This is a genomic window from Bradyrhizobium sp. PSBB068, assembly GCA_016839165.1.
GTDB lineage: Bacteria > Pseudomonadota > Alphaproteobacteria > Rhizobiales > Xanthobacteraceae > Bradyrhizobium.
In genome coordinates, this window is the sequence record CP069300.1 from 4,182,029 (window position 1) to 4,199,787 (window position 17,759).

Consider the following 17,759-nt stretch of genomic DNA (forward strand, 5'->3'; position numbering starts at 1 on the left):
GCCCCCCTGCCGACCGGTGCAAAACCGGCGGCAGCCAAGTTGAAGCGCCCCGCCAAGCTTCTATGATGGCTGTCATCTCACTGCGCCGCTCCGCTTGTTGCCTGCGGACAACAAGCGGAACTGCGAAGCCTGGAAGCGCTGTCGTGCGTCGGTCACGATCAACTCCTAGGACGTTTCAGTGAGTGAGTGGGGAAGTCAAACACAACAGGGGTACACAATGGGTGCGACAAAAGTTGGTGCAATCGCCATCGGGCTTGCGGGGGCGCTCGCCGCCTCGCCGGCCTATTCGCAATCGGCAGGCGGCGGCGGTGATGCCGAGATCGCGCTGCTCAAGCAGCAGCTGAAGATGCTGGAGCAGAAGCTCGACAAGCTGCAGAAGCAGACCAACGCCAATACGGCGACCGCGGCCAGCGCAAATGCCAACGCCAAGGCGGCGGATGCCAAGGCCGCGCGCGTCGCAAGCGCCAATGCCGCGATCCCGGTGAAGGGCCCGGTCGCACCGTCCGGCGTCGTGGTGACGATGCCGAACAACCGGCCGACGATCTGTACCGCCGACGAACAGAATTGCGTCGCGATCACGAGCCGCGTGCACTGGGACGTCGGCGGCTACGACTATCGTCCGAACACCGCAGCCACCTCGCCGCAGAAGCTCGACAGCGGCGAGAACCTGCGCCGCGCCCGCATCGGCATCGTCGGCAAGTTCTTCGGCGACTGGAATTACGCGCTGATCTACGACTTCGGCGGCTCGTCCGACGGCTTCGGTGGCGCGGCACCGGGATCGCTGCCCGGCGGCGGCACCTCCGGCGTCGAGAATGCCTATCTGAGCTACACCGGCTTCAGGCCGTTCGGCGGCAAGATGGCGATCGAAGGCGGCATCATGGACCTGCTGTGGACGATGGATGAGTCCACGAGCTCCAATGATATCCTGTTCATGGAGCGCGCCTCGGCCGGCATCATCGCCCAGAACGTCGCGGCCGGAGACTTCCGTTCGGCCGCCGGCACCCGCTGGTGGAACGACCAGCTCTGGATCGGCGGCTACGTCACCGGACCGACCACGGGCGCGATCCACTCCGCGTCATCAGCCGCGCCGGCCGGAACGTCCGAGCAGTATGGCGGCGTTGTTCGCGTCGCCGGCAATCCGATCAGCGGCAAGGACTACTCGGTGCATATCGGCGCCGATGCGGAATGGCTGGTGCAGCCGCCGCGCAACCAGCTGACGCAGGCGCAGACGCTGACGCTGAGCGACCGGCCTGAGCTGCGCATCGATCCGACGACGCTGATCTCAACCGGTGCGATCGCCAACGTCTCGGGCGCGCAGGTCTACGGCGTCGAGGCGGCGGCGACCTATGGTCCGTTCATCGCACAGGGCGAGTATTACTGGTTCAATGTCGACCGCTCCGCGAATACCGGGCTGCCGCCGTTCGGCGCGCCGAGCCTGAAATTCGATGGCGGCTACGCGCAGGTCGGCTACGTGCTGACCGGCGAGAACCACGCCTACAACACTTCAACCGCCTCCTATGGCGGTATCAAGCCTCACGATCCGTTCTCGCTCGCCGGCGGCGGCATCGGCGCCTGGGAAATCGCCGGCCGCGTCAGCACGATGAACCTCAACGACCAGGTCGGCCAGGCGGTCGGCATCGCCGGTGGGCGGCAGACCGTCTACACCGCCGCGCTGAACTGGTACGTCAACAACAACGTCCGCTTCATGCTGAACTATCTGCACGGCGACGTCGCCAAGCAGGCCTCGGCGACCTCCGCCGCGGATACCGGCTCGAAGTTCGACGCGGTCGCGCTGCGCACGCAGGTGGCGTTCTGACGTAACTTACCTCTCCCTATGGGGAGAGGTCGAATTGCGAAGCAATTCGGGTGAGGGGTGCCGCTTCTTCGGTGCAGCGTGATCCCTCACCCGGATCGCATCATGCGATGCGATCCGACCTCTCCCTCCGGGAGAGGTGAAGCGCGAACACCCATCAGGCCGCGCGCTTCTTCTTCACGACGACCTCCGGCGCCGGTGCGCAGGACAGCCGCTCCTGATGGCCCTCGCCCCAGGCTTTCAGAATATCGATCACCGGACGCAGGCTCTCGCCGAGTTCGGACAGCGTGTATTCGACCCGCGGCGGCACCTCGGCATAGACCTTGCGGATCACGAGGCCGTCGTCCTCGAGCGCGCGCAGCTGCTTGGTCAGCATGCGCTGGGTGATGCCGGGCATCCGCCGCCGCAGCTCGCCGAAGCGCTGGGTGCCGGCCTGCAAATGATACAGGATCACGCCCTTCCATTTGCCGTCTATCAGATCGAGCGCGGCCTCGACCGCGCAGCCCGGCCGGCGGGCAAAATTCTTCCGTTTCATCGGTAATTTCCCAATAGTATACAAACAGGGACTAGTTCCCTGTTTTTACAGTACTTGCCAAAAGGACGCCAGCGCGACAGGTAAGATGGCAGGCAATCGCCCACCACGGAGACCAGGCATGAAGGCCGTCGGATACCAAAAGTCGCTGCCGATCGAGGCGGCGGATTCGCTCGTCGATTTCGAGATCGCCAAGCCTGAGCCGAAAGGACGCGACATCCGCGTCGCGGTGAAGGCCATCTCGGCCAACCCCGTCGACTACAAGGTGCGCAAGCGCGCGGCGCCGACCGATGGCGGCACCAAGATCCTCGGCTTCGATGCGGCCGGCGTGGTCGAGGCCGTCGGGCCCGACGTGTCGCTGTTCAAGCCCGGCGACGAGGTGTTCTACGCGGGCTCGATCCTGCGCCAGGGCACCAACTCGGAATTCCATCTGGTCGACGAACGCATCGTCGGCAACAAGCCGGCGTCGCTGTCTTTCGCGCAGGCCGCCGCCCTGCCCCTGACCTCGATTACCGCATGGGAGCTGCTGTTCGACCGGCTCGGCGCGGTGCCGGGCAAGAGCCTCGATCCGCGCACGCTCCTGATCACCGGTGGTGCCGGCGGCGTCGGCTCGATCCTGATCCAGTTGGCGCGCCGGCTCACGGGCCTGACCGTGGTTGCGACCGCGACCCGGCCGGAGTCGCAGAAGTGGTGCCTCGATCTCGGCGCCCATGCGGTGATCGACCACTCGCAGCCGATGAAGGAGCAGATCGAGAAATTGAAGCTGCCGCCGGTCGGCCTTGTCGCGAGCCTCACCTTCACCGACCAGCACTACAAGTCGATCGCCGACTTCATCGCGCCTCAGGGCAAGTTCGGCCTGATCGACGATCCCGCCGAGTTCAACGTTGCCGCCTTCAAGGGCAAGGCGGTGTCGGTGCACTGGGAATCGATGTTCACGCGCTCGTCGTTCCAGACGCCTGACATGATCGCGCAGCATCATCTGCTCAACGACGTCGCAGATTTGATCGACAAGGGCGTGCTGCGCACCACGCTCGACCAGACTTTCGGCACCATCAACGCAGCGAATCTCAAGCGCGCCCACGCGCTGCTCGAAAGCGGCAAATCACGCGGCAAGATCGTGCTGGAAGGCTGGTAGGCCCTCCCGTTCGTACGGTGGGTCGGCATCAGTGTAACCGACCCTACCCGCCCTGCGCACCTCGCGTTATCCCCACTGGCCGGCGCGTGGCTTTTGCCAAAGCCACGATCGCCTGTATGATTTGCGTAACGATCACCCCGTCCTCAATCCGGCCGCGCAAGACGCGGCCGGAACGGTGGTGACGCCCCAAGAGGATACAAGGGGATGGGAGGACGCCGATGAGTTTGCTCACGGCCGATCCGTCGCGGATCGATCCGGAGTGGATGACGCAGGCGCTGCGCGGAGCCGGCTTGATCGACCAGGCCAGGGTCATCGATCTCGCATGCAAGCCGGTCGGCAACGGCCTCGTCGGCGACAGCTATCGATTTCACCTGACCTATGCCGGCAATGAGCCGAACGCACCCGCGAGCGTCGTCGGAAAATTTCCGGCGGCAGATCCCGACAGCCGCCGCTCCGGTTCCGCGCACACGCTTTACATCCGCGAGGTCGCATTCTATCGCGAGCTGGCGGCGACCGTCGCCATTCACACCCCGCGGCCAATTCTCGCCGAGATTGATCCGGCGACCGACGACTTCACGCTGATCCTGGAAGATCTGGCGCCGGCGCGCCCGGGCGACCAGCTCGCCGGATGCGCGATCGAGGATTGCCTGACGGCGATGCGTGAGGCCGCCGCACTGCATGCGCCGCGATGGAACGACCCGACGCTCGCCGCAGCGCATTGCTTCACGGTTGCCGCGAGCCGGCGCAGAGACCTTCGCGCGGTGCTGCCGGGCATTATCGGTCACTACAAGGAGCGATATCTTGGCGTGATCGAGCCGGAGTTCCTCGATCTGATCGACCGGCTTCCGGACGCGATCCCGCGCTACCAGTCGGAGCAATCGACGCCGCGAACCCTGCAGCATGCGGACTTCAGGTTGGACAACATCCTCTTTGACGTCCGTGGCAATACCCGACCGATGGCGACGCTGGACTGGCAGACATTCACGGTGGGGCCAGGCATCGTCGACGTCGCCTATTTCCTGTCGGCCGGCATCGAGCCGTCCGAGCGGCGATTGCATGAAGCCGATCTGGTGCGGTTCTATCATTCGGAGCTGATCCGCCGCGGCGTGCAGGACTATGGCTGGGACCAGTGCTGGCGGGATTACCGGCGCTACACGCTGCACGGGATCATGATGGGCGTGGTCTCCGCGCTCAGCGTGCAGCGCTCCGAGCGCGGCGACGCGCTGTTCCTAAAAATGACCCGCGGCGCCTGCGCGCAAGCCCTGGATCACGACAGCTTTGCATACTGGCAGGACTGAAGCGTTTTCGAGCGAAGTGGGTACCGGTTCGCGCGAAGAAAACGCGTCAAGAAGAAGTCAAAGGACTATCGAAAGGGGCCCGTGTGCTCAACAAGCTTGACGACTTCCCGATCCACCAGACCCCGGAGCCGATCGCGGTTCCCGTCACCAGCGACCGCAATGTCTATGACCGGACCTGGTTCAACGGCTACACCGCCGACGGCGCGTATTATTTCGGCATCGGGATTGCGATCTACCCGCACCGCAGGATCCTCGATTGCGCGTTCAGCGTGGTGGAGCGCGGCGGACGGCAGCACTGCTTCTACGGGTCGCGGCGGGCGCCGCTCGAGCGCACCGAGATGCAGGTCGGCCCGTTCCGGCTCGAGGTGATCGAGCCGATGCTGCGGACCCGGGTCGTGCTCGACGACAATGCGACGGGCCTTGCCTGTGACCTGACCTTCTCCGCGCGCACGGCCGCGATCCAGGAAGCGCGGCAGACGCTGTGGTCGGGCGACCGCCGCGCGATGGACTCGACCCGGTTCGACCAGTTCGGCCGCTGGCACGGCGTGGTGCGTCACCCCGATGGAGAGATCAAGGTCGACGATCGCACCTGCTACGGCACCAAGGATCGCTCCTGGGGCGTGCGCAATGTCGGCGAGCGCGACGTCGGCGGCGCGCCGATGCCGCTGCCGAGCGTGTTCTTCCTGTGGGCACCGCTGGTCTGGGACGACCACATCTCGCACGCGATCTTCTTCGACGGCACTCAAGGCGAGGCGCTGGTCCGCGAGGGCATCACCGCGCCGCTCTACCGCAGCGAGGCCGAGATCCCCGGCGTCGTCGATGGCCTCGACCGCCGCATGGCGACTGCCCGGCACCGCGTCAAATATGTGCCGAACACCCGGCTGGCGCAGTCGGCCGAAATCGACCTCGTCGACATCGACGGCCATACCACGACCATCGCGCTCGACCCGATCCTGAAATTCCAGATGAAGGGCCTCGGCTACGGCCATCCGCAATGGGGCCAGGGCATGTGGAAGGGCGAGCTCGAAATCGGCGGCGAATCGTTCGATCCCGCGACGCTCGACCCGCTGGCGCGGGAGAACGTGCACGTGCAACAGGTGGTGCGCGCCCGTCAGGGCGACCGGACAGGGATCGGCGTGCTGGAGCAGATATGCTTCGGCCCCTACCGCCCGGCAGGGTTCAGCGAGTTTCTCGACGGCGCCAAGGGATAGCCCGTTAGACTGGCGGCACGCCCTCGACGAAGATCAGCCGGCGGTCCAGCGCGGTCCGCCGATGCTTGAGCGCCTCGGCATATTCCGGCGACGCGTACCATTCGCGCAGCCGCGCCATCGAGGGGAACTCGACGACGATGATGGTCTTCGGCGACGGCCCCCCTTCAGCCACATCGGCCGCACCGCCACGCACGAGATAACGTCCGCCATATAGCGCGATGGTCCTGGCGGCCAAGGTACGATAGGCCTCGAAGCCTGCCGCATCCTTCACGTCGACCTCGGAGATCACGTAGGCTGACATGGCCGCGCCTCACGCGATCGTTTGGACGATACCACCCTCGGCGCGCAGCGCGGCGCCGTTGGTGGCGGAGGCCTGCTTCGAGCAGACATAGACCACGAGATTGGCGATCTCCTCGGTGCTGGCAAAGCGCTGCAGCAGCGAGGTCGGCCGGTGCTGCTTGACGAAATTGGAGGCCGCCTCCTCGACCGACTGGCCGTTCTGCTTGGCGAGATCCTTGACGAAGGTCTCGACGCCCTCGGACATGGTCGGTCCCGGCAGCACGGAGTTGACGGTCACTGCGGTGCCCTTGGTGAGCTCGGCGAGCCCCCGCGCGATCGCAAGCTGCGCGGTCTTGGTGGTGCCGTAATGGATCATCTCGGTCGGGATGTTGAGGCCGGATTCCGAGGAGATGAAGACGATGCGGCCCCAGTTGCGCTTCAGCATGCCCTGCATGTAGCCGCGCGACAGCCGCACGCCCGACATCACATTGACCTCGAAGAAGCGGCTCCAATCCTCATCGGGAATGTCGAAGAAGCCCTTCGGCTCGAAGATGCCGGCATTGTTGACGAGGATGTCGACGTCCGGCAGCGCCGCGAGCAGCGCCTTGCAGCCGGCCGCGGTCGAGACGTCGGCGGCGATGCCGCGCACCTTGGCGCCCGGCACCGCCTTGGCGATCGCAGCAATCGCTGCATCGACCTTGGCCTGACCGCGGCCGTTGACCACGACCTCGGCGCCGGTCGCGGCCAGCCCCTTGGCGATGGCGTTGCCGATGCCCGCGGTCGAGCCGGTCACCAGCGCAGTCTTTCCGGAAAGGTCGATTTTCATTGGGAGGTCTCCTGTCAGTCGTACCTGACATATCTCAATGCGGGTACGCGGATGCAACCAGGGTTTGGGCAGCCGCATGCAAAAGTTCGCGGCCGTGCGGACCGGCATCTCAGCACCGCCCGATGCCGATGACAACCATGTCGTGCGGATGACGCGCGAGGCACGGTGCGCAGTTTCGCCGCGAGTCAAATCGCCGCGCGCAATGTTGGTTGATGCATCGTCACTGCGGCCTTCATCCAATCTTCACATGAAACATCGCGTGCGCGCTGAACGCTTTCACACATTGTCAATTCGCCGCCGCTAAGCGTCGCCGCAAACAGCGCGAGCTGTTGTGTTGGCAACCGGACCCGACTTTTCTTCAACGACGACGTCCGGAGCCCTGCGACTGACAGGAATGCATCAGATGTTCGTTGTGTCCAGGATGAAGCCGTTCGCCGCTGATATCCTGAAGCGATTTCGCCCGAGCCTCAAGAACCAGATCGCGATGCTCGGGATCGGCGGCGTCGCCATCATCAGCGTCACCTGCCTTGCGGGCCTCGACTACGCCGCCAATGTGCAGCGCGAGTCGGACGACAGCATGCGCTTCAGGGCGCAGCTCTCCGAGCTCTCGGACGGCTTCCTTGAGACGCAGCAGATCGCGGCCCGCTTCCTGAAATCGCGCGATGAGGGTTTAGCGAAGAAGCTTTCCGCTCGCGTTGCCGACGAGATCGCCCTGCTCGACAAGCTCGAAGCTTTCGCGATGGCTGCGCCGGACGGTGATCCGATCCGGCAAGTCGCCTCGCTGCGGAGCGGCATCAATCTCTACGCAACGCGCTTCCAGAACATCGTCGGCGCCCAGCGCATCCTCGGCATGACCCCGACAGACGGCCTGCAGGGCAAGCTGCGCAGCGCGGTCCAGCAATTCGAAGCCAGGGTTGCACAGGTCGATCAGCCGCGCCTCACCGTCCTGCTGCTGACAATGCGCCGGCTTGAAAAGGATTTCGCATTGAGTGGCGAAGAGCGGTTCGGCGACCAGCTCAACGAGCGCGAGGACGAGTTCGAGACCGCGCTGGCGGCATCCACCCTCGCCACGAACGTGAAGACTGAACTGCTCGGTCTCGCCCACGCCTACAAGCTTGCTTTCGCCGGCTTCCTGGTTTCGCGCCAGACGCTCGACGACCAGCTCGACGACCTCAGCCAGATTTTCGACCGCACCCGGCCGGCGCTGGTCAAGGTCGCGGACGCCGCCAACGTCCGTGCCGAACTCGCGCAGCGCAGGGCCGACGCGTTCCGGCAGGCCTTCAGCTGGCTGATCGGCATCGTTGCGTTCGTGCTGACGCTGTTTGCGATCTTGTTCGGCCGGCGGGTCGCGGGCCTGATCAGCCGGATGAGTGCGGCGATGCGCCGGCTCGCCGAAGGAGATTTCGACGTCGTGCTGCCCGGCCTCGAGCGCAGCGACGAGATCGGCGGCATGGCGCGCGCCGTGGAAAGCTTCAAGACCCGGGCGCAGGACAAGGCGCGCGCCGAGCTCGACGCGCGGCGCGAGGAAGACCGCCGCGCGGCCGATCGGCACAAGGCCGAGCTGGCGCGGCTCGCGGAAGCGTTCGAGGCGAGCGCCGGCAATGTCATCGCAACCGTCTCGGCGGCATCTGAAGAGCTCGCGGCATCGGCCCGCGATCTGAGCGACACCGCCCATCACACCCAGGACCTGTCCGCCAACGTCGCGGCGGCCTCCGAGGAGGCCTCCGACAATGTCAGGCGGGTCGCGGCGGCGACCGAACAGATGATCGCATCGGCTTCCGAGATCGGACGCCAGGTCAGCGAATCGGCCGACATCGCCAGCGACGCCGTCGCGCAGGCGCAACAGACCGACGCGCGGATGGCGCAGCTCGCATCCGCTGCCGACCGCATCGGCAACGTGGTGCAGCTGATCGCTGCGATCGCGCGGCAGACCAATTTGCTCGCACTCAACGCGACGATCGAGGCGGCGCGCGCAGGCACCGCGGGTTCCGGCTTTGCCGTGGTCGCGCAGGAGGTCAAGACGCTCGCCAGGCAGACCGCGGAGGCGACCGAAGACATCCGCGCACAGATCGCCGATATCCAGGCTGCGACACGGGAGTCCGCCGGTGCGATCAGCGATATCGCCGGCATCATCCAGCGGATCGCGCAGATCGCCTCCGATGTGGCCGACGCCATCGATGCGCAAGGCAGCGCGACGCGGAGCATCGCGGAAAACGTTCAGGTCGCTTCGGAACGAACCTCGCAGGTCGCGGTCAGCATCGGACAGGTCGCCAGCGGCGCCTCCAGGACCGGCAGCGCCTCGTCCCAGGTGCTGAGCTCGTCGCGGCTGCTGTCGGACGGCAACGGCCGCCTGAAGCAGGAACTCGACAATTTCATCGCCACCATCCGCGCGGGCTAGCGCAACAAACAAAAACGGCGCCCGAAGGCGCCGTTTTCAAAACCTGGGCTCGAGATTGGCTTACGCCGCCTCGGCTTCCTTGTCCTGGGCGGGACCGGAGTCCTGGCCCTTGGCGTCGACGTCGCGATCGACGAACTCGATCACGGCCATCGCGGCGTTGTCGCCGTAGCGGAAGCCGGCCTTGATGATGCGGGTGTAGCCGCCTTGGCGGTCCTTGTAGCGGGTCGCCAGCGTGTCGAACAGCTTCTTGACCTGATCCTGGTCGCGCAGCTCCGAGATCGCCTGGCGGCGCAGGGCCAGCCCACCCTTCTTGCCGAGGGTGACGAGCTTCTCGACGATCGGCCGCAGCTCCTTGGCCTTCGGCAGCGTGGTGACGATCTGCTCGTGCTTGATCAGCGCGGCCGCCATGTTGGCGAACATCGCACGCCGGTGCTCGGCGGTGCGGTTGAGCTTCCGATGAACCTTGCCGTGACGCATTGACTTCTTCCTTCTTCAATTCTGTCGCGGTGGTTCAGCGACAAGTGCAGGTGGGCATCCTGCGTTCGCCCGGTAGAATCATGGACGGGACAGCCCGGCCATGATGATTGAATCGGATCAGTAGTGATCCTCGAAGCGCTTGGCGAGCTCGTCGATGTTCTCCGGCGGCCAGCCCGGCACTTCCATGCCGAGGTGCAGACCCATCTGGGCCAGCACTTCCTTGATCTCGTTCAGCGACTTGCGGCCGAAGTTCGGGGTGCGGAGCATTTCCGCTTCCGACTTCTGCACGAGGTCGCCGATGTAGACGATGTTGTCGTTCTTCAGGCAGTTCGCCGAACGCACCGACAGCTCGAGCTCGTCGACCTTCTTGAGGAACGCCGGGTTGAACGCGAGATCGGGGATGATCTCCTGCGTGACTTCCTTGCGCGGCTCTTCGAAGTTGACGAACACGTTGAGCTGATCCTGCAGGATGCGCGCGGCATAGGCCACCGCGTCCTCCGGCGTGATCGCGCCGTTGGTCTCGATCGTCATGGTCAGCTTGTCGTAGTCGAGGATCTGGCCCTCACGGGTGTTCTCGACCTTGTAGGAGACCTTGCGGACCGGCGAGAACAGGCTGTCGACCGGGATCAGGCCGATCGGCGCGTCCTCGGGACGGTTGCGCTCGGCGGCGACGTAGCCCTTGCCGGTCGTGACCGTGAACTCCATGCGGATCTCGGCGCCGTCGTCCAGCGTGCAGAGCTGCAAATCGGGGTTGAGCACGGTGACGTCGCCGACAGTCTGGATGTCGCCGGCAGTGACGGCGCCCGGGCCCTGCTTCTTCACGACCATGCGCTTCGGGCCTTCGCCCTGCATCTTGATCGAGATGTCCTTTATGTTGAGCACGATGTCGGTGACGTCTTCACGGACACCGGCGATCGAGGAGAATTCGTGCAGCACGCCGTCGATGTGCACCGACTGCACCGCCGCGCCCTGCAGCGAGGACAGCAGGATGCGGCGCAGCGCGTTGCCGAGCGTCTGGCCGAAGCCGCGCTCGAGCGGCTCGGCGACCACGGTGGCGAACCGGCTCGCGTCCGAGCCCGGCGTCACCTGCAGCTTGTTCGGTCGAATGAGTTCTTGCCAATTTTTCTGGATCGTCACTTTTTCACCCTTTGCCGGTCATCGGGCCAATCGATCGGCCAAACCTGGCGTTGGAGATCGCGGATCAGTCCGCGCGGTCAATTCCAAAAACCATCGCGGAGCGGCTGGACGCCGCCCGCGACTTACAGATCAAACGCGCCGACGCTTGCGCGGACGGCAGCCATTGTGCGGGATCGTGGTCACGTCGCGGATCGAGGTGACGGTGAAGCCCGCGGCCTGCAGCGCACGAAGCGCCGACTCACGGCCCGAACCCGGGCCGGCCACTTCAACCTCCAGCGTGCGCATGCCGTGTTCCTGCGCCTTCTTGGAGACGTCTTCCGCCGCGACCTGCGCGGCATAGGGGGTCGACTTGCGCGAGCCCTTGAAGCCCATCGTGCCGGCCGACGACCAGGCGATGGTGTTGCCCTGCGCGTCGGTGATGGTAATGGTCGTGTTGTTGAACGACGAATTCACGTGCGCGATGCCGGAGGCGATGTTCTTGCGTTCGCGGCGGCGTACGCGGGTGGCTTCCTTGCCCATTTCAAACCTTTCCTGTGATCTCAACGCCGCCGTAGTGCCAGCGGCTACACCTCAAAACGCAAATGGCGAGTAGCGAATTTCGATTCGCTACTCCCCACCTGCAATTCGCAAAACTTACTTCTTCTTGCCGGCGATCGCCTTGGCCGGCCCCTTGCGCGTGCGCGCGTTGGTATGGGTGCGCTGGCCGCGCACCGGCAGACCGCGGCGATGACGCAGGCCGCGATAGCAGCCGAGGTCCATCAGCCGCTTGATGTTGATGCCGACCTCGCGACGGAGGTCGCCCTCGACCAGATAGTCGCGGTCGATGACTTCGCGGATCTGGAGGACCTCCTGGTCGGTCAACTGGTTGACGCGACGGTCCACGGGGATCTTCACCTTCTCCATGATATCGGCAGCGTTCTTCTGGCCGATGCCATGGATGTACTGAAGCGCGATCAGCACGCGCTTGTTGGTCGGAATGTTCACGCCGGCAATACGGGCCACGGACTTCTCTCCTGTCGCCGCTCCATCACGGATACGGGCTTCTCAAGTTCTTGCTCTCTGCGGGCTTGTGTCCACAAACGCGAACACGACGCCCTTCCCCTCATGTCCTTCGGGGCCCGGCATCGTCATAAAACTATCCAACTTGGATGCGGGGCTTATTAAAGGATTCATGTCGGTTTCGTCAACCGCTCCTAGCGTTTAGCTCGCTTTTTCGTGAGCTTTTTTGCTGCCTTTTTGGGGGCTTTTGCCCCCTTCCGGGCATTCGCGGCGCTGGCGGCCTTCTTTGCAGCCTTCTTGGCGGCTTTCTTCGTCCCCGTGGCCTTGGCGGCCGCCTTGGTGGCCTTCCGGGCCGGTCTGGCGGCCTTCTTGGCCGATTTGGCGGCTTTCTTGGTCGCCCTCTTCGCGGTCTTCTTGGCCGTCTTGGAGGCCTTCGAGGCGCTCTTGGCAGCCCGCTTGGGCTCCTCGTGCTCCTTCGGTTCCAGCGCGCCGAGCGCGGTCAGGATCCGGTTGATCTCGCGGGTGACGTGCTCGATGGTCATCATGCCATCGACGGTCAAAAGCTTCCGCCGCTCCGAGTAATAGTGAATCAGCGGCTCCGTCATCGAACGGTACTGCGCCAGGCGCTTGGTCAGCACTTCCGGCGTGTCGTCGAGGCGGACTTCCTCACCGCGCGCGCGGGTTTCCTCGGCGCGCTTCTCGACGCGGGCCAGCAGCGCGCTCTCATTGACGCGCAATTCGATGACGGCATCGAGCTTGAGGTGCTTCTTGCGGAGCAGCTCGTCGAGCGCCTCCGCCTGCGGCACGGTGCGCGGGAAGCCGTCGAGGATGAAACCCTTCTTGGCATCGGGCTCCTCGATTCGGTCGGCGATGATTCCCACCACGACCTCGTCGGGAACCAGGCCGCCATTGGCCATGACCTCCTTGGCCTGCAGGCCGACCGGGGTGCCCGCGGCAACCGCGGCACGCAGCATCTCGCCGGTCGAGAGCTGGACGATGCCATGCCGGTGCACCAGCCGCTGCGCCTGGGTTCCCTTGCCCGAGCCCGGCGGTCCCAAAAGGATCAATCTCATATCTGCTTCGCCCCCCGGCTAGGTGGGCGAATTCCGCACACCTGTGTTTTGAGTTTGGCGCCGCGCCGCGATCAGCGGCGGCGGCCTCCCCTGAGCTTCGACTTCCTGATCAGCCCCTCATACTGATGGGCGAGCAGATAACCCTGAACTTGCGACACCGTATCCATCGTTACACTGACGACGATCAAAAGAGAGGTGCCACCAAAGTAGAATGGGACCGAGGCGTAGGAAATCAGAATTTCAGGAATCAGGCAGACGATCGCCAGATAGATCGCGCCGAGCACCGTGATGCGCGACAGCACGTAGTCGATATATTCCGCGGTGCGCTCACCGGGCCGGATGCCCGGGATGAAGCCGCCATGCTTCTTCAGATTGTCCGCGGTCTCGGTCGGATTGAACACGATCGCCGTGTAGAAGAAGGCGAAGAACACGATCAGCGCGAGATACATCAGCAGGAACAGCGGACGGCCGTGGCTGAGCTGGGTGGTGAGCCACTGGAACCACTCCGGCCCTTTGCCGGCGTTGAAGTTCGCGACCGTGGTCGGCAGCAGCAGCAGCGACGAGGCGAAGATCGGCGGAATCACGCCGGAGGTGTTGAGCTTGAGCGGCAGATGCGAGGACTGGCCCTCGAACATCTTGTTGCCGACCTGGCGCTTCGGATACTGGATCAGCAGCCGGCGCTGGGCGCGCTCCATGAACACGATGAAGGCGATCACGGCGACCGCCATCACGATGACGATCAGGATCAGGCCGGTCGACATCGCGCCCTGGCGGCCGAGTTCCAGCATGTTGGCGAGCGCCGACGGCAGCTCGGCGACGATGCCGGACAGGATGATCAGCGAGATACCGTTGCCGATGCCGCGCGAGGTGATCTGCTCGCCGAGCCACATCAGGAACATGGTGCCGCCGGTCAGCGTGATCGCGGTCGAGATCCGGAAGAACATGCCGGGGTCGCTGACGACATTACCGGCGCCTTCGAGGCCGATCGCGATGCCGTAGGACTGGAACAGCGCCAGGATCACCGTCAAATAGCGGGTGTACTGGTTTAGCGTCTTGCGGCCCGCCTCGCCTTCCTTCTTCAGCGCCTCGAGCTGCGGCGACACGGTGGTCAGCAGCTGGACGATGATCGATGCCGAGATGTACGGCATGATGTTCAGCGCGAAGATCGCCATGCGGTGGATGCCGCCGCCGGCGAACATGTTGAACATGCCGAGGATGCCGCCGGACTGGCTGCGGAACACCTGCTCCCAGATGTTGGGATCGATGCCCGGCAGCGGGATGTAGGTGCCCAGCCGATAAACAAGCAGCGCACCCAGGGTGAACCAGATGCGCTTCTTCAGCTCGTCGGCTTTCGCCAGCTGTCCGAAATTGAGGTTGGCGGCAAGTTGTTCGGCTGCTGAGACCATGTTCGGCTTTCTCCCGGAGCCCGCTTCGCCGACGCCCCAAGAACTCGTTCTATCGGGGCGATCGGCAGACACCGGACATTATCTGGTGCTCGGCCTCGATAAGTCCATCATTCGATCTGCGGATTGCCCGCGCCGCGCGCGGGCAATGACGCAGATGTTACGCCGCCTCGCCTTCTTCCTTGGCGGGGGCAAAGATCTTGACCGAGCCGCCGGCCTTCTCCACCGCGGCAATGGCCGACTTGGAAGCGCCGTGCGCTTCGATGGTCAGCTTGGTCTTGATCTCGCCGCGGCCGAGCAGCCGCAGGCCGTCCTTGGCGCGGCGCAGCACGCCGGCCTTGACCAGCGTCTCGACGGTCACGGTCTCGCTGGCGTTGACCAGCTTGTTGTCGATCGCTTCCTGCAGACGGTCGAGATTGATCTCGGCGAAGTCGAGCCGGAAGATGTTGTTGAAGCCGCGCTTCGGCAGACGGCGATGCATCGGCATCTGGCCGCCTTCGAAACCCTTGATGCGGACACCCGAACGCGCGGTCTGGCCCTTGCCGCCGCGACCCGAGGTCTTGCCCTTGCCGGAACCGATGCCACGGCCGACACGCATGCGCTTCTTGCGCGAGCCGGCGTTGTCGGCGATATCGCTGAGCTTCATCGCCCTTCTCCTTATCTCTGCTTACTCGCCGACGACGCGGACGAGATGCTGAACCTTGCTGATCATGCCGCGAACTTCAGGGGTGTCCTGCAGCTCGGCAACCCGGCCGATCTTGTTGAGCTTGAGGCCGATCAGCGTCGAACGCTGCGAGTGATGGCGGCGGATTGCGCTGCCGGTCTGCTCGACCTTGATCGTCTTGCTGGCCTTGGCCATCGTCTTGAACTCCAGAAAGCGCTGGTCGCGCGGGTTATTCCGCCACCACTTCGGCATCGCCGCCGACGCGGCGCGACTGCAGGGTGGAGACCTTGATGTTGCGGCGGGCGGCCACCGAGCGCGGCGAATCCTGATGCTTCAGCGCGTCGAAGGTCGCGCGAACCATGTTGTAGGGATTCGACGAGCCGATCGACTTCGCCACCACGTCCTGGATGCCGAGCGTCTCGAACACCGCGCGCATCGGGCCGCCGGCGATGATGCCGGTACCCGCCGGAGCGGTACGCAGATAGACGCGGCCGGCGCCGTGACGACCGGCGACGTCGTGATGCAGCGTGCGGCCTTCGCGCAGCGCGACGCGGGTCAGGTTGCGCTTCGCCGACTCGGTCGCCTTGCGGATCGCCTCGGGCACTTCGCGCGCCTTGCCGTGGCCGAACCCGACCCGGCCCTTCTGATCGCCGATCACGACCAGCGCCGCAAAGCCGAAGCGCTTGCCGCCCTTGACGACCTTCGCCACGCGATTGATGTGGACGAGCTTGTCGACGAACTCGCTGTCGCGCTCCTCGCGCTCCCTGCTCCGTTCGCGTCCGCCGCGTTCGCGTTCACCTGCCATGGTGTTTTCCAATCTCTAGGAGGCCCGAAGCCTCTTTCCTTGTAATCGTTCGATTCGTTTAGAAGCTCAATCCGCCTTCACGCGCCGCATCCGCGAGCGCCTTGACGCGCCCGTGATAGATGTAGGCGCCGCGATCGAACACGACTTCCTTGACACCCTTCTGCGCCGCGCGTTCCGCCAGCAGCTTGCCGACGGCCTTCGCAGCATCGATGTCGGCGCCGGTCTTGCCGGCGTCGCGCATGGTCTTCTCCAGCGACGAGGCGGAGGCGAGCGTCTCGCCCTTCTGGTCGTCGATGACCTGGGCGTAGATGTGCTTGGACGAGCGGAACACCGACAGCCGCGGACGGCCGCCTGCCGAGCGGCGAAGCGCAAGGCGCACGCGCTGCTTGCGCCGGGCATTCGTAACCTTGAGTGACATGACCGGCTCCGTTACTTCTTCTTGCCTTCCTTGCGGAAGATGAATTCGTTGGCGTACTTCACGCCCTTGCCCTTGTAGGGCTCCGGCGGACGGTAGGCGCGGATCTCCGCGGCGACCTGGCCGACGCGCTGCGGATCGTTGCCGGTGATCGTGATCTCGGTCGGCTTCGGCACCGCAATGGTGATGCCTTCCGGGATCGCGTAGACCACGTCGTGGCTGTAGCCGAGCGCGAGCTGCAGGTTCTTGCCCTGCATCGCGGCGCGGTAACCAACGCCGGTGATCTCGAGCTTCTTCTCGAAGCCCTTGGTGACGCCCTCGACGAGGTTGGCGACCTGCGCGCGCGCGGTGCCGTACATCGCCTGCGCGCGGTTGGTCTTGACGCGCGGAGCGACCTTGACCTGGCCGTTCTCGAACTTCACCTCGACGTCGTCATGCACGACGAACTGAAGCGCGCCCTTCGGCCCCTTCACCTTCACCGTCTGGCCCTCGACAGTCGCCGTCACACCCGACGGGATCGTCACCGGCCGCTTGCCGATACGTGACATGCTAAATCCTTCCTCAGAACACCGTGAAGAGAACTTCGCCGCCCACATTGGCGTCGCGCGCCTCGTGGTCAGCCATGATTCCCTTCGGCGTCGACAACACCGAAATGCCGAGACCGTTGTTCACGCGCGGCAGGTTCTTCACCGAGGCGTAAACGCGGCGGCCCGGCTTCGACACCCGCTCGATCTCGCGGATGACGGGCTCGCCGTCGAAATACTTCAGCTCGATCTCAAGCTCGCTGCGGCCCGAGGCATGCTCGACGCTGGCGTAACCGCGGATGTAACCCTCGGACTTCAGCACCTCGAGCACGTTGGCGCGCATCTTCGAGCCGGGGCTCGAGACCTTGGACTTCGAACGCATCTGCGCGTTGCGGATGCGGGTGATGAGATCGCTGATCGGATCGTGCGTAGACATTGTTCCGACCCTCCCCTTACCAGCTCGACTTCACGAGGCCGGGAACCAGGCCCTTGGAGCCGAGTTCACGCAGCGCGATGCGCGAGAGCTTGTTCTTGCGATAGTTCGAGCGCGGACGCCCGGTCAGCTCGCAACGGTTGCGGATGCGCGTCGGCGACGAGTTGCGCGGCATCTCGGCGAGCTTCAGCGTCGCCGCGAAACGCTCTTCCATCGGCTTGGTCTTGTCGGCGATGATCGCCTTCAGCTTCTCGCGGCGCGGGCCGGCGTTCTTCGCCATCCGCTTGCGCCGGTTGTTCTTCTCGACTGAACTCTTCTTTGCCATGCTTGGCTCCTG

Annotated in this window: 21 protein-coding genes; 5 read left to right on the plus strand and 16 right to left on the minus strand. The window is 64.8% G+C overall.

The genetic code is table 11. The annotated features are described in order from the left end of the window. The first annotated feature begins 217 nt into the window (after nucleotides 1-217). On the plus strand, nucleotides 218-1,816 hold the full coding sequence (locus JQ507_19450) for a porin (protein ID QRI67173.1): 1,599 nt from the start codon (nucleotides 218-220) through the stop codon (nucleotides 1,814-1,816). A gap of 154 nt (nucleotides 1,817-1,970) precedes the next feature. Here the strand turns inward: JQ507_19450 and JQ507_19455 are convergent, their stop codons facing one another. Continuing rightward, the gene (locus tag JQ507_19455; protein QRI67174.1) at nucleotides 1,971-2,348 is read right to left on the minus strand and encodes a helix-turn-helix transcriptional regulator; all 378 of its coding nucleotides are present in this window, start codon (nucleotides 2,346-2,348) and stop codon (nucleotides 1,971-1,973) included. Nucleotides 2,349-2,466: 118 nt separating this feature from the next. Here JQ507_19455 and JQ507_19460 point away from each other — a divergent pair, with 118 nt between their 5' ends. From JQ507_19460 to JQ507_19470, 3 genes are all read left to right on the plus strand, one after another. Continuing rightward, nucleotides 2,467-3,480, plus strand: a complete 1,014-nt coding sequence (locus tag JQ507_19460; protein QRI67175.1) for a zinc-binding alcohol dehydrogenase family protein — start codon at nucleotides 2,467-2,469, stop codon at nucleotides 3,478-3,480. Nucleotides 3,481-3,698: 218 nt separating this feature from the next. Next, complete coding sequence (locus JQ507_19465) at nucleotides 3,699-4,778, plus strand: phosphotransferase (GenBank protein QRI67176.1); 1,080 nt, start codon at nucleotides 3,699-3,701, stop codon at nucleotides 4,776-4,778. An 83-nt stretch (nucleotides 4,779-4,861) separates the two neighbouring features. Continuing rightward, nucleotides 4,862-5,989: a hypothetical protein gene (locus JQ507_19470; GenBank protein QRI67177.1), complete on the plus strand. Its 1,128-nt coding sequence runs from the start codon at nucleotides 4,862-4,864 to the stop codon at nucleotides 5,987-5,989. Between the two features lie 4 nt (nucleotides 5,990-5,993). On the opposite strand, the gene JQ507_19475 is transcribed toward JQ507_19470, so the two are convergent. Both JQ507_19475 and JQ507_19480 read right to left on the minus strand, forming a co-directional pair. Further along, a complete protein-coding gene (locus tag JQ507_19475) occupies nucleotides 5,994-6,290 on the minus strand; it encodes a DUF1330 domain-containing protein (protein QRI67178.1) in 297 nt (98 codons plus the stop codon). A gap of 9 nt (nucleotides 6,291-6,299) precedes the next feature. After that, nucleotides 6,300-7,094, minus strand: a complete 795-nt coding sequence (locus JQ507_19480; GenBank protein ID QRI67179.1) for an SDR family oxidoreductase — start codon at nucleotides 7,092-7,094, stop codon at nucleotides 6,300-6,302. A 403-nt stretch (nucleotides 7,095-7,497) separates the two neighbouring features. Here JQ507_19480 and JQ507_19485 point away from each other — a divergent pair, with 403 nt between their 5' ends. Next, nucleotides 7,498-9,492: a HAMP domain-containing protein gene (locus JQ507_19485; protein ID QRI67180.1), complete on the plus strand. Its 1,995-nt coding sequence runs from the start codon at nucleotides 7,498-7,500 to the stop codon at nucleotides 9,490-9,492. 60 nt (nucleotides 9,493-9,552) lie between these two features. Here JQ507_19485 and rplQ read toward each other — a convergent pair whose 3' ends face one another. From rplQ to rpsN, 13 genes are all read right to left on the minus strand, one after another. Continuing rightward, nucleotides 9,553-9,969, minus strand: a complete 417-nt coding sequence (gene rplQ / locus JQ507_19490; protein ID QRI67181.1) for a 50S ribosomal protein L17 — start codon at nucleotides 9,967-9,969, stop codon at nucleotides 9,553-9,555. Nucleotides 9,970-10,086: 117 nt separating this feature from the next. Then, complete coding sequence (locus tag JQ507_19495; protein ID QRI67182.1) at nucleotides 10,087-11,106, minus strand: DNA-directed RNA polymerase subunit alpha; 1,020 nt, start codon at nucleotides 11,104-11,106, stop codon at nucleotides 10,087-10,089. A gap of 129 nt (nucleotides 11,107-11,235) precedes the next feature. Further along, the gene (gene rpsK / locus JQ507_19500; protein QRI67183.1) at nucleotides 11,236-11,625 is read right to left on the minus strand and encodes a 30S ribosomal protein S11; all 390 of its coding nucleotides are present in this window, start codon (nucleotides 11,623-11,625) and stop codon (nucleotides 11,236-11,238) included. Between the two features lie 114 nt (nucleotides 11,626-11,739). Beyond that, nucleotides 11,740-12,108, minus strand: a complete 369-nt coding sequence (gene rpsM, locus JQ507_19505) for a 30S ribosomal protein S13 (protein ID QRI67184.1) — start codon at nucleotides 12,106-12,108, stop codon at nucleotides 11,740-11,742. Between the two features lie 191 nt (nucleotides 12,109-12,299). Continuing rightward, a complete protein-coding gene (locus JQ507_19510; GenBank protein ID QRI67185.1) occupies nucleotides 12,300-13,178 on the minus strand; it encodes an adenylate kinase in 879 nt (292 codons plus the stop codon). Nucleotides 13,179-13,249: 71 nt separating this feature from the next. Then, nucleotides 13,250-14,584, minus strand: coding sequence for a preprotein translocase subunit SecY (gene secY, locus JQ507_19515; protein ID QRI67186.1), 1,335 nt, complete (start codon nucleotides 14,582-14,584; stop codon nucleotides 13,250-13,252). Between the two features lie 157 nt (nucleotides 14,585-14,741). Then, nucleotides 14,742-15,227 (minus strand): 50S ribosomal protein L15, encoded by a 486-nt coding sequence (locus JQ507_19520; GenBank protein ID QRI67187.1) that lies wholly within the window; start codon nucleotides 15,225-15,227, stop codon nucleotides 14,742-14,744. 21 nt (nucleotides 15,228-15,248) lie between these two features. Continuing rightward, entirely contained in the window at nucleotides 15,249-15,440 is a 192-nt protein-coding gene (rpmD, locus tag JQ507_19525; GenBank protein QRI67188.1) for a 50S ribosomal protein L30, read from the minus strand. A 34-nt stretch (nucleotides 15,441-15,474) separates the two neighbouring features. Further along, nucleotides 15,475-16,050, minus strand: a complete 576-nt coding sequence (gene rpsE, locus JQ507_19530; protein ID QRI67189.1) for a 30S ribosomal protein S5 — start codon at nucleotides 16,048-16,050, stop codon at nucleotides 15,475-15,477. 58 nt (nucleotides 16,051-16,108) lie between these two features. Continuing rightward, nucleotides 16,109-16,468, minus strand: a complete 360-nt coding sequence (gene rplR, locus JQ507_19535) for a 50S ribosomal protein L18 (protein ID QRI67190.1) — start codon at nucleotides 16,466-16,468, stop codon at nucleotides 16,109-16,111. Between the two features lie 11 nt (nucleotides 16,469-16,479). Continuing rightward, on the minus strand, nucleotides 16,480-17,013 hold the full coding sequence (gene rplF, locus JQ507_19540; protein ID QRI67191.1) for a 50S ribosomal protein L6: 534 nt from the start codon (nucleotides 17,011-17,013) through the stop codon (nucleotides 16,480-16,482). Nucleotides 17,014-17,026: 13 nt separating this feature from the next. Further along, a complete protein-coding gene (gene rpsH / locus JQ507_19545) occupies nucleotides 17,027-17,425 on the minus strand; it encodes a 30S ribosomal protein S8 (protein ID QRI67192.1) in 399 nt (132 codons plus the stop codon). Between the two features lie 16 nt (nucleotides 17,426-17,441). Then, nucleotides 17,442-17,747: a 30S ribosomal protein S14 gene (rpsN, locus tag JQ507_19550; GenBank protein ID QRI67193.1), complete on the minus strand. Its 306-nt coding sequence runs from the start codon at nucleotides 17,745-17,747 to the stop codon at nucleotides 17,442-17,444. Nucleotides 17,748-17,759 lie beyond the last annotated feature (12 nt).

Coding starts and splice junctions, on each gene's coding strand:
- JQ507_19450 (QRI67173.1), top strand. CDS start 218: ATGGGTGCGACAAAAGTTGGTGCAATCGCCATCGGGCTTGCGGGGGCG.
- JQ507_19455 (QRI67174.1), bottom strand. CDS start 2,348: ATGAAACGGAAGAATTTTGCCCGCCGGCCGGGCTGCGCGGTCGAGGCC.
- JQ507_19460 (QRI67175.1), top strand. CDS start 2,467: ATGAAGGCCGTCGGATACCAAAAGTCGCTGCCGATCGAGGCGGCGGAT.
- JQ507_19465 (QRI67176.1), top strand. CDS start 3,699: ATGAGTTTGCTCACGGCCGATCCGTCGCGGATCGATCCGGAGTGGATG.
- JQ507_19475 (QRI67178.1), bottom strand. CDS start 6,290: ATGTCAGCCTACGTGATCTCCGAGGTCGACGTGAAGGATGCGGCAGGC.
- JQ507_19480 (QRI67179.1), bottom strand. CDS start 7,094: ATGAAAATCGACCTTTCCGGAAAGACTGCGCTGGTGACCGGCTCGACC.
- JQ507_19485 (QRI67180.1), top strand. CDS start 7,498: ATGTTCGTTGTGTCCAGGATGAAGCCGTTCGCCGCTGATATCCTGAAG.
- rplQ (QRI67181.1), bottom strand. CDS start 9,969: ATGCGTCACGGCAAGGTTCATCGGAAGCTCAACCGCACCGCCGAGCAC.
- rpsK (QRI67183.1), bottom strand. CDS start 11,625: ATGGGCAAGGAAGCCACCCGCGTACGCCGCCGCGAACGCAAGAACATC.
- JQ507_19510 (QRI67185.1), bottom strand. CDS start 13,178: ATGAGATTGATCCTTTTGGGACCGCCGGGCTCGGGCAAGGGAACCCAG.
- secY (QRI67186.1), bottom strand. CDS start 14,584: ATGGTCTCAGCAGCCGAACAACTTGCCGCCAACCTCAATTTCGGACAG.
- JQ507_19520 (QRI67187.1), bottom strand. CDS start 15,227: ATGAAGCTCAGCGATATCGCCGACAACGCCGGCTCGCGCAAGAAGCGC.
- rpmD (QRI67188.1), bottom strand. CDS start 15,440: ATGGCCAAGGCCAGCAAGACGATCAAGGTCGAGCAGACCGGCAGCGCA.
- rpsE (QRI67189.1), bottom strand. CDS start 16,050: ATGGCAGGTGAACGCGAACGCGGCGGACGCGAACGGAGCAGGGAGCGC.
- rplR (QRI67190.1), bottom strand. CDS start 16,468: ATGTCACTCAAGGTTACGAATGCCCGGCGCAAGCAGCGCGTGCGCCTT.
- rplF (QRI67191.1), bottom strand. CDS start 17,013: ATGTCACGTATCGGCAAGCGGCCGGTGACGATCCCGTCGGGTGTGACG.
- rpsH (QRI67192.1), bottom strand. CDS start 17,425: ATGTCTACGCACGATCCGATCAGCGATCTCATCACCCGCATCCGCAAC.
- rpsN (QRI67193.1), bottom strand. CDS start 17,747: ATGGCAAAGAAGAGTTCAGTCGAGAAGAACAACCGGCGCAAGCGGATG.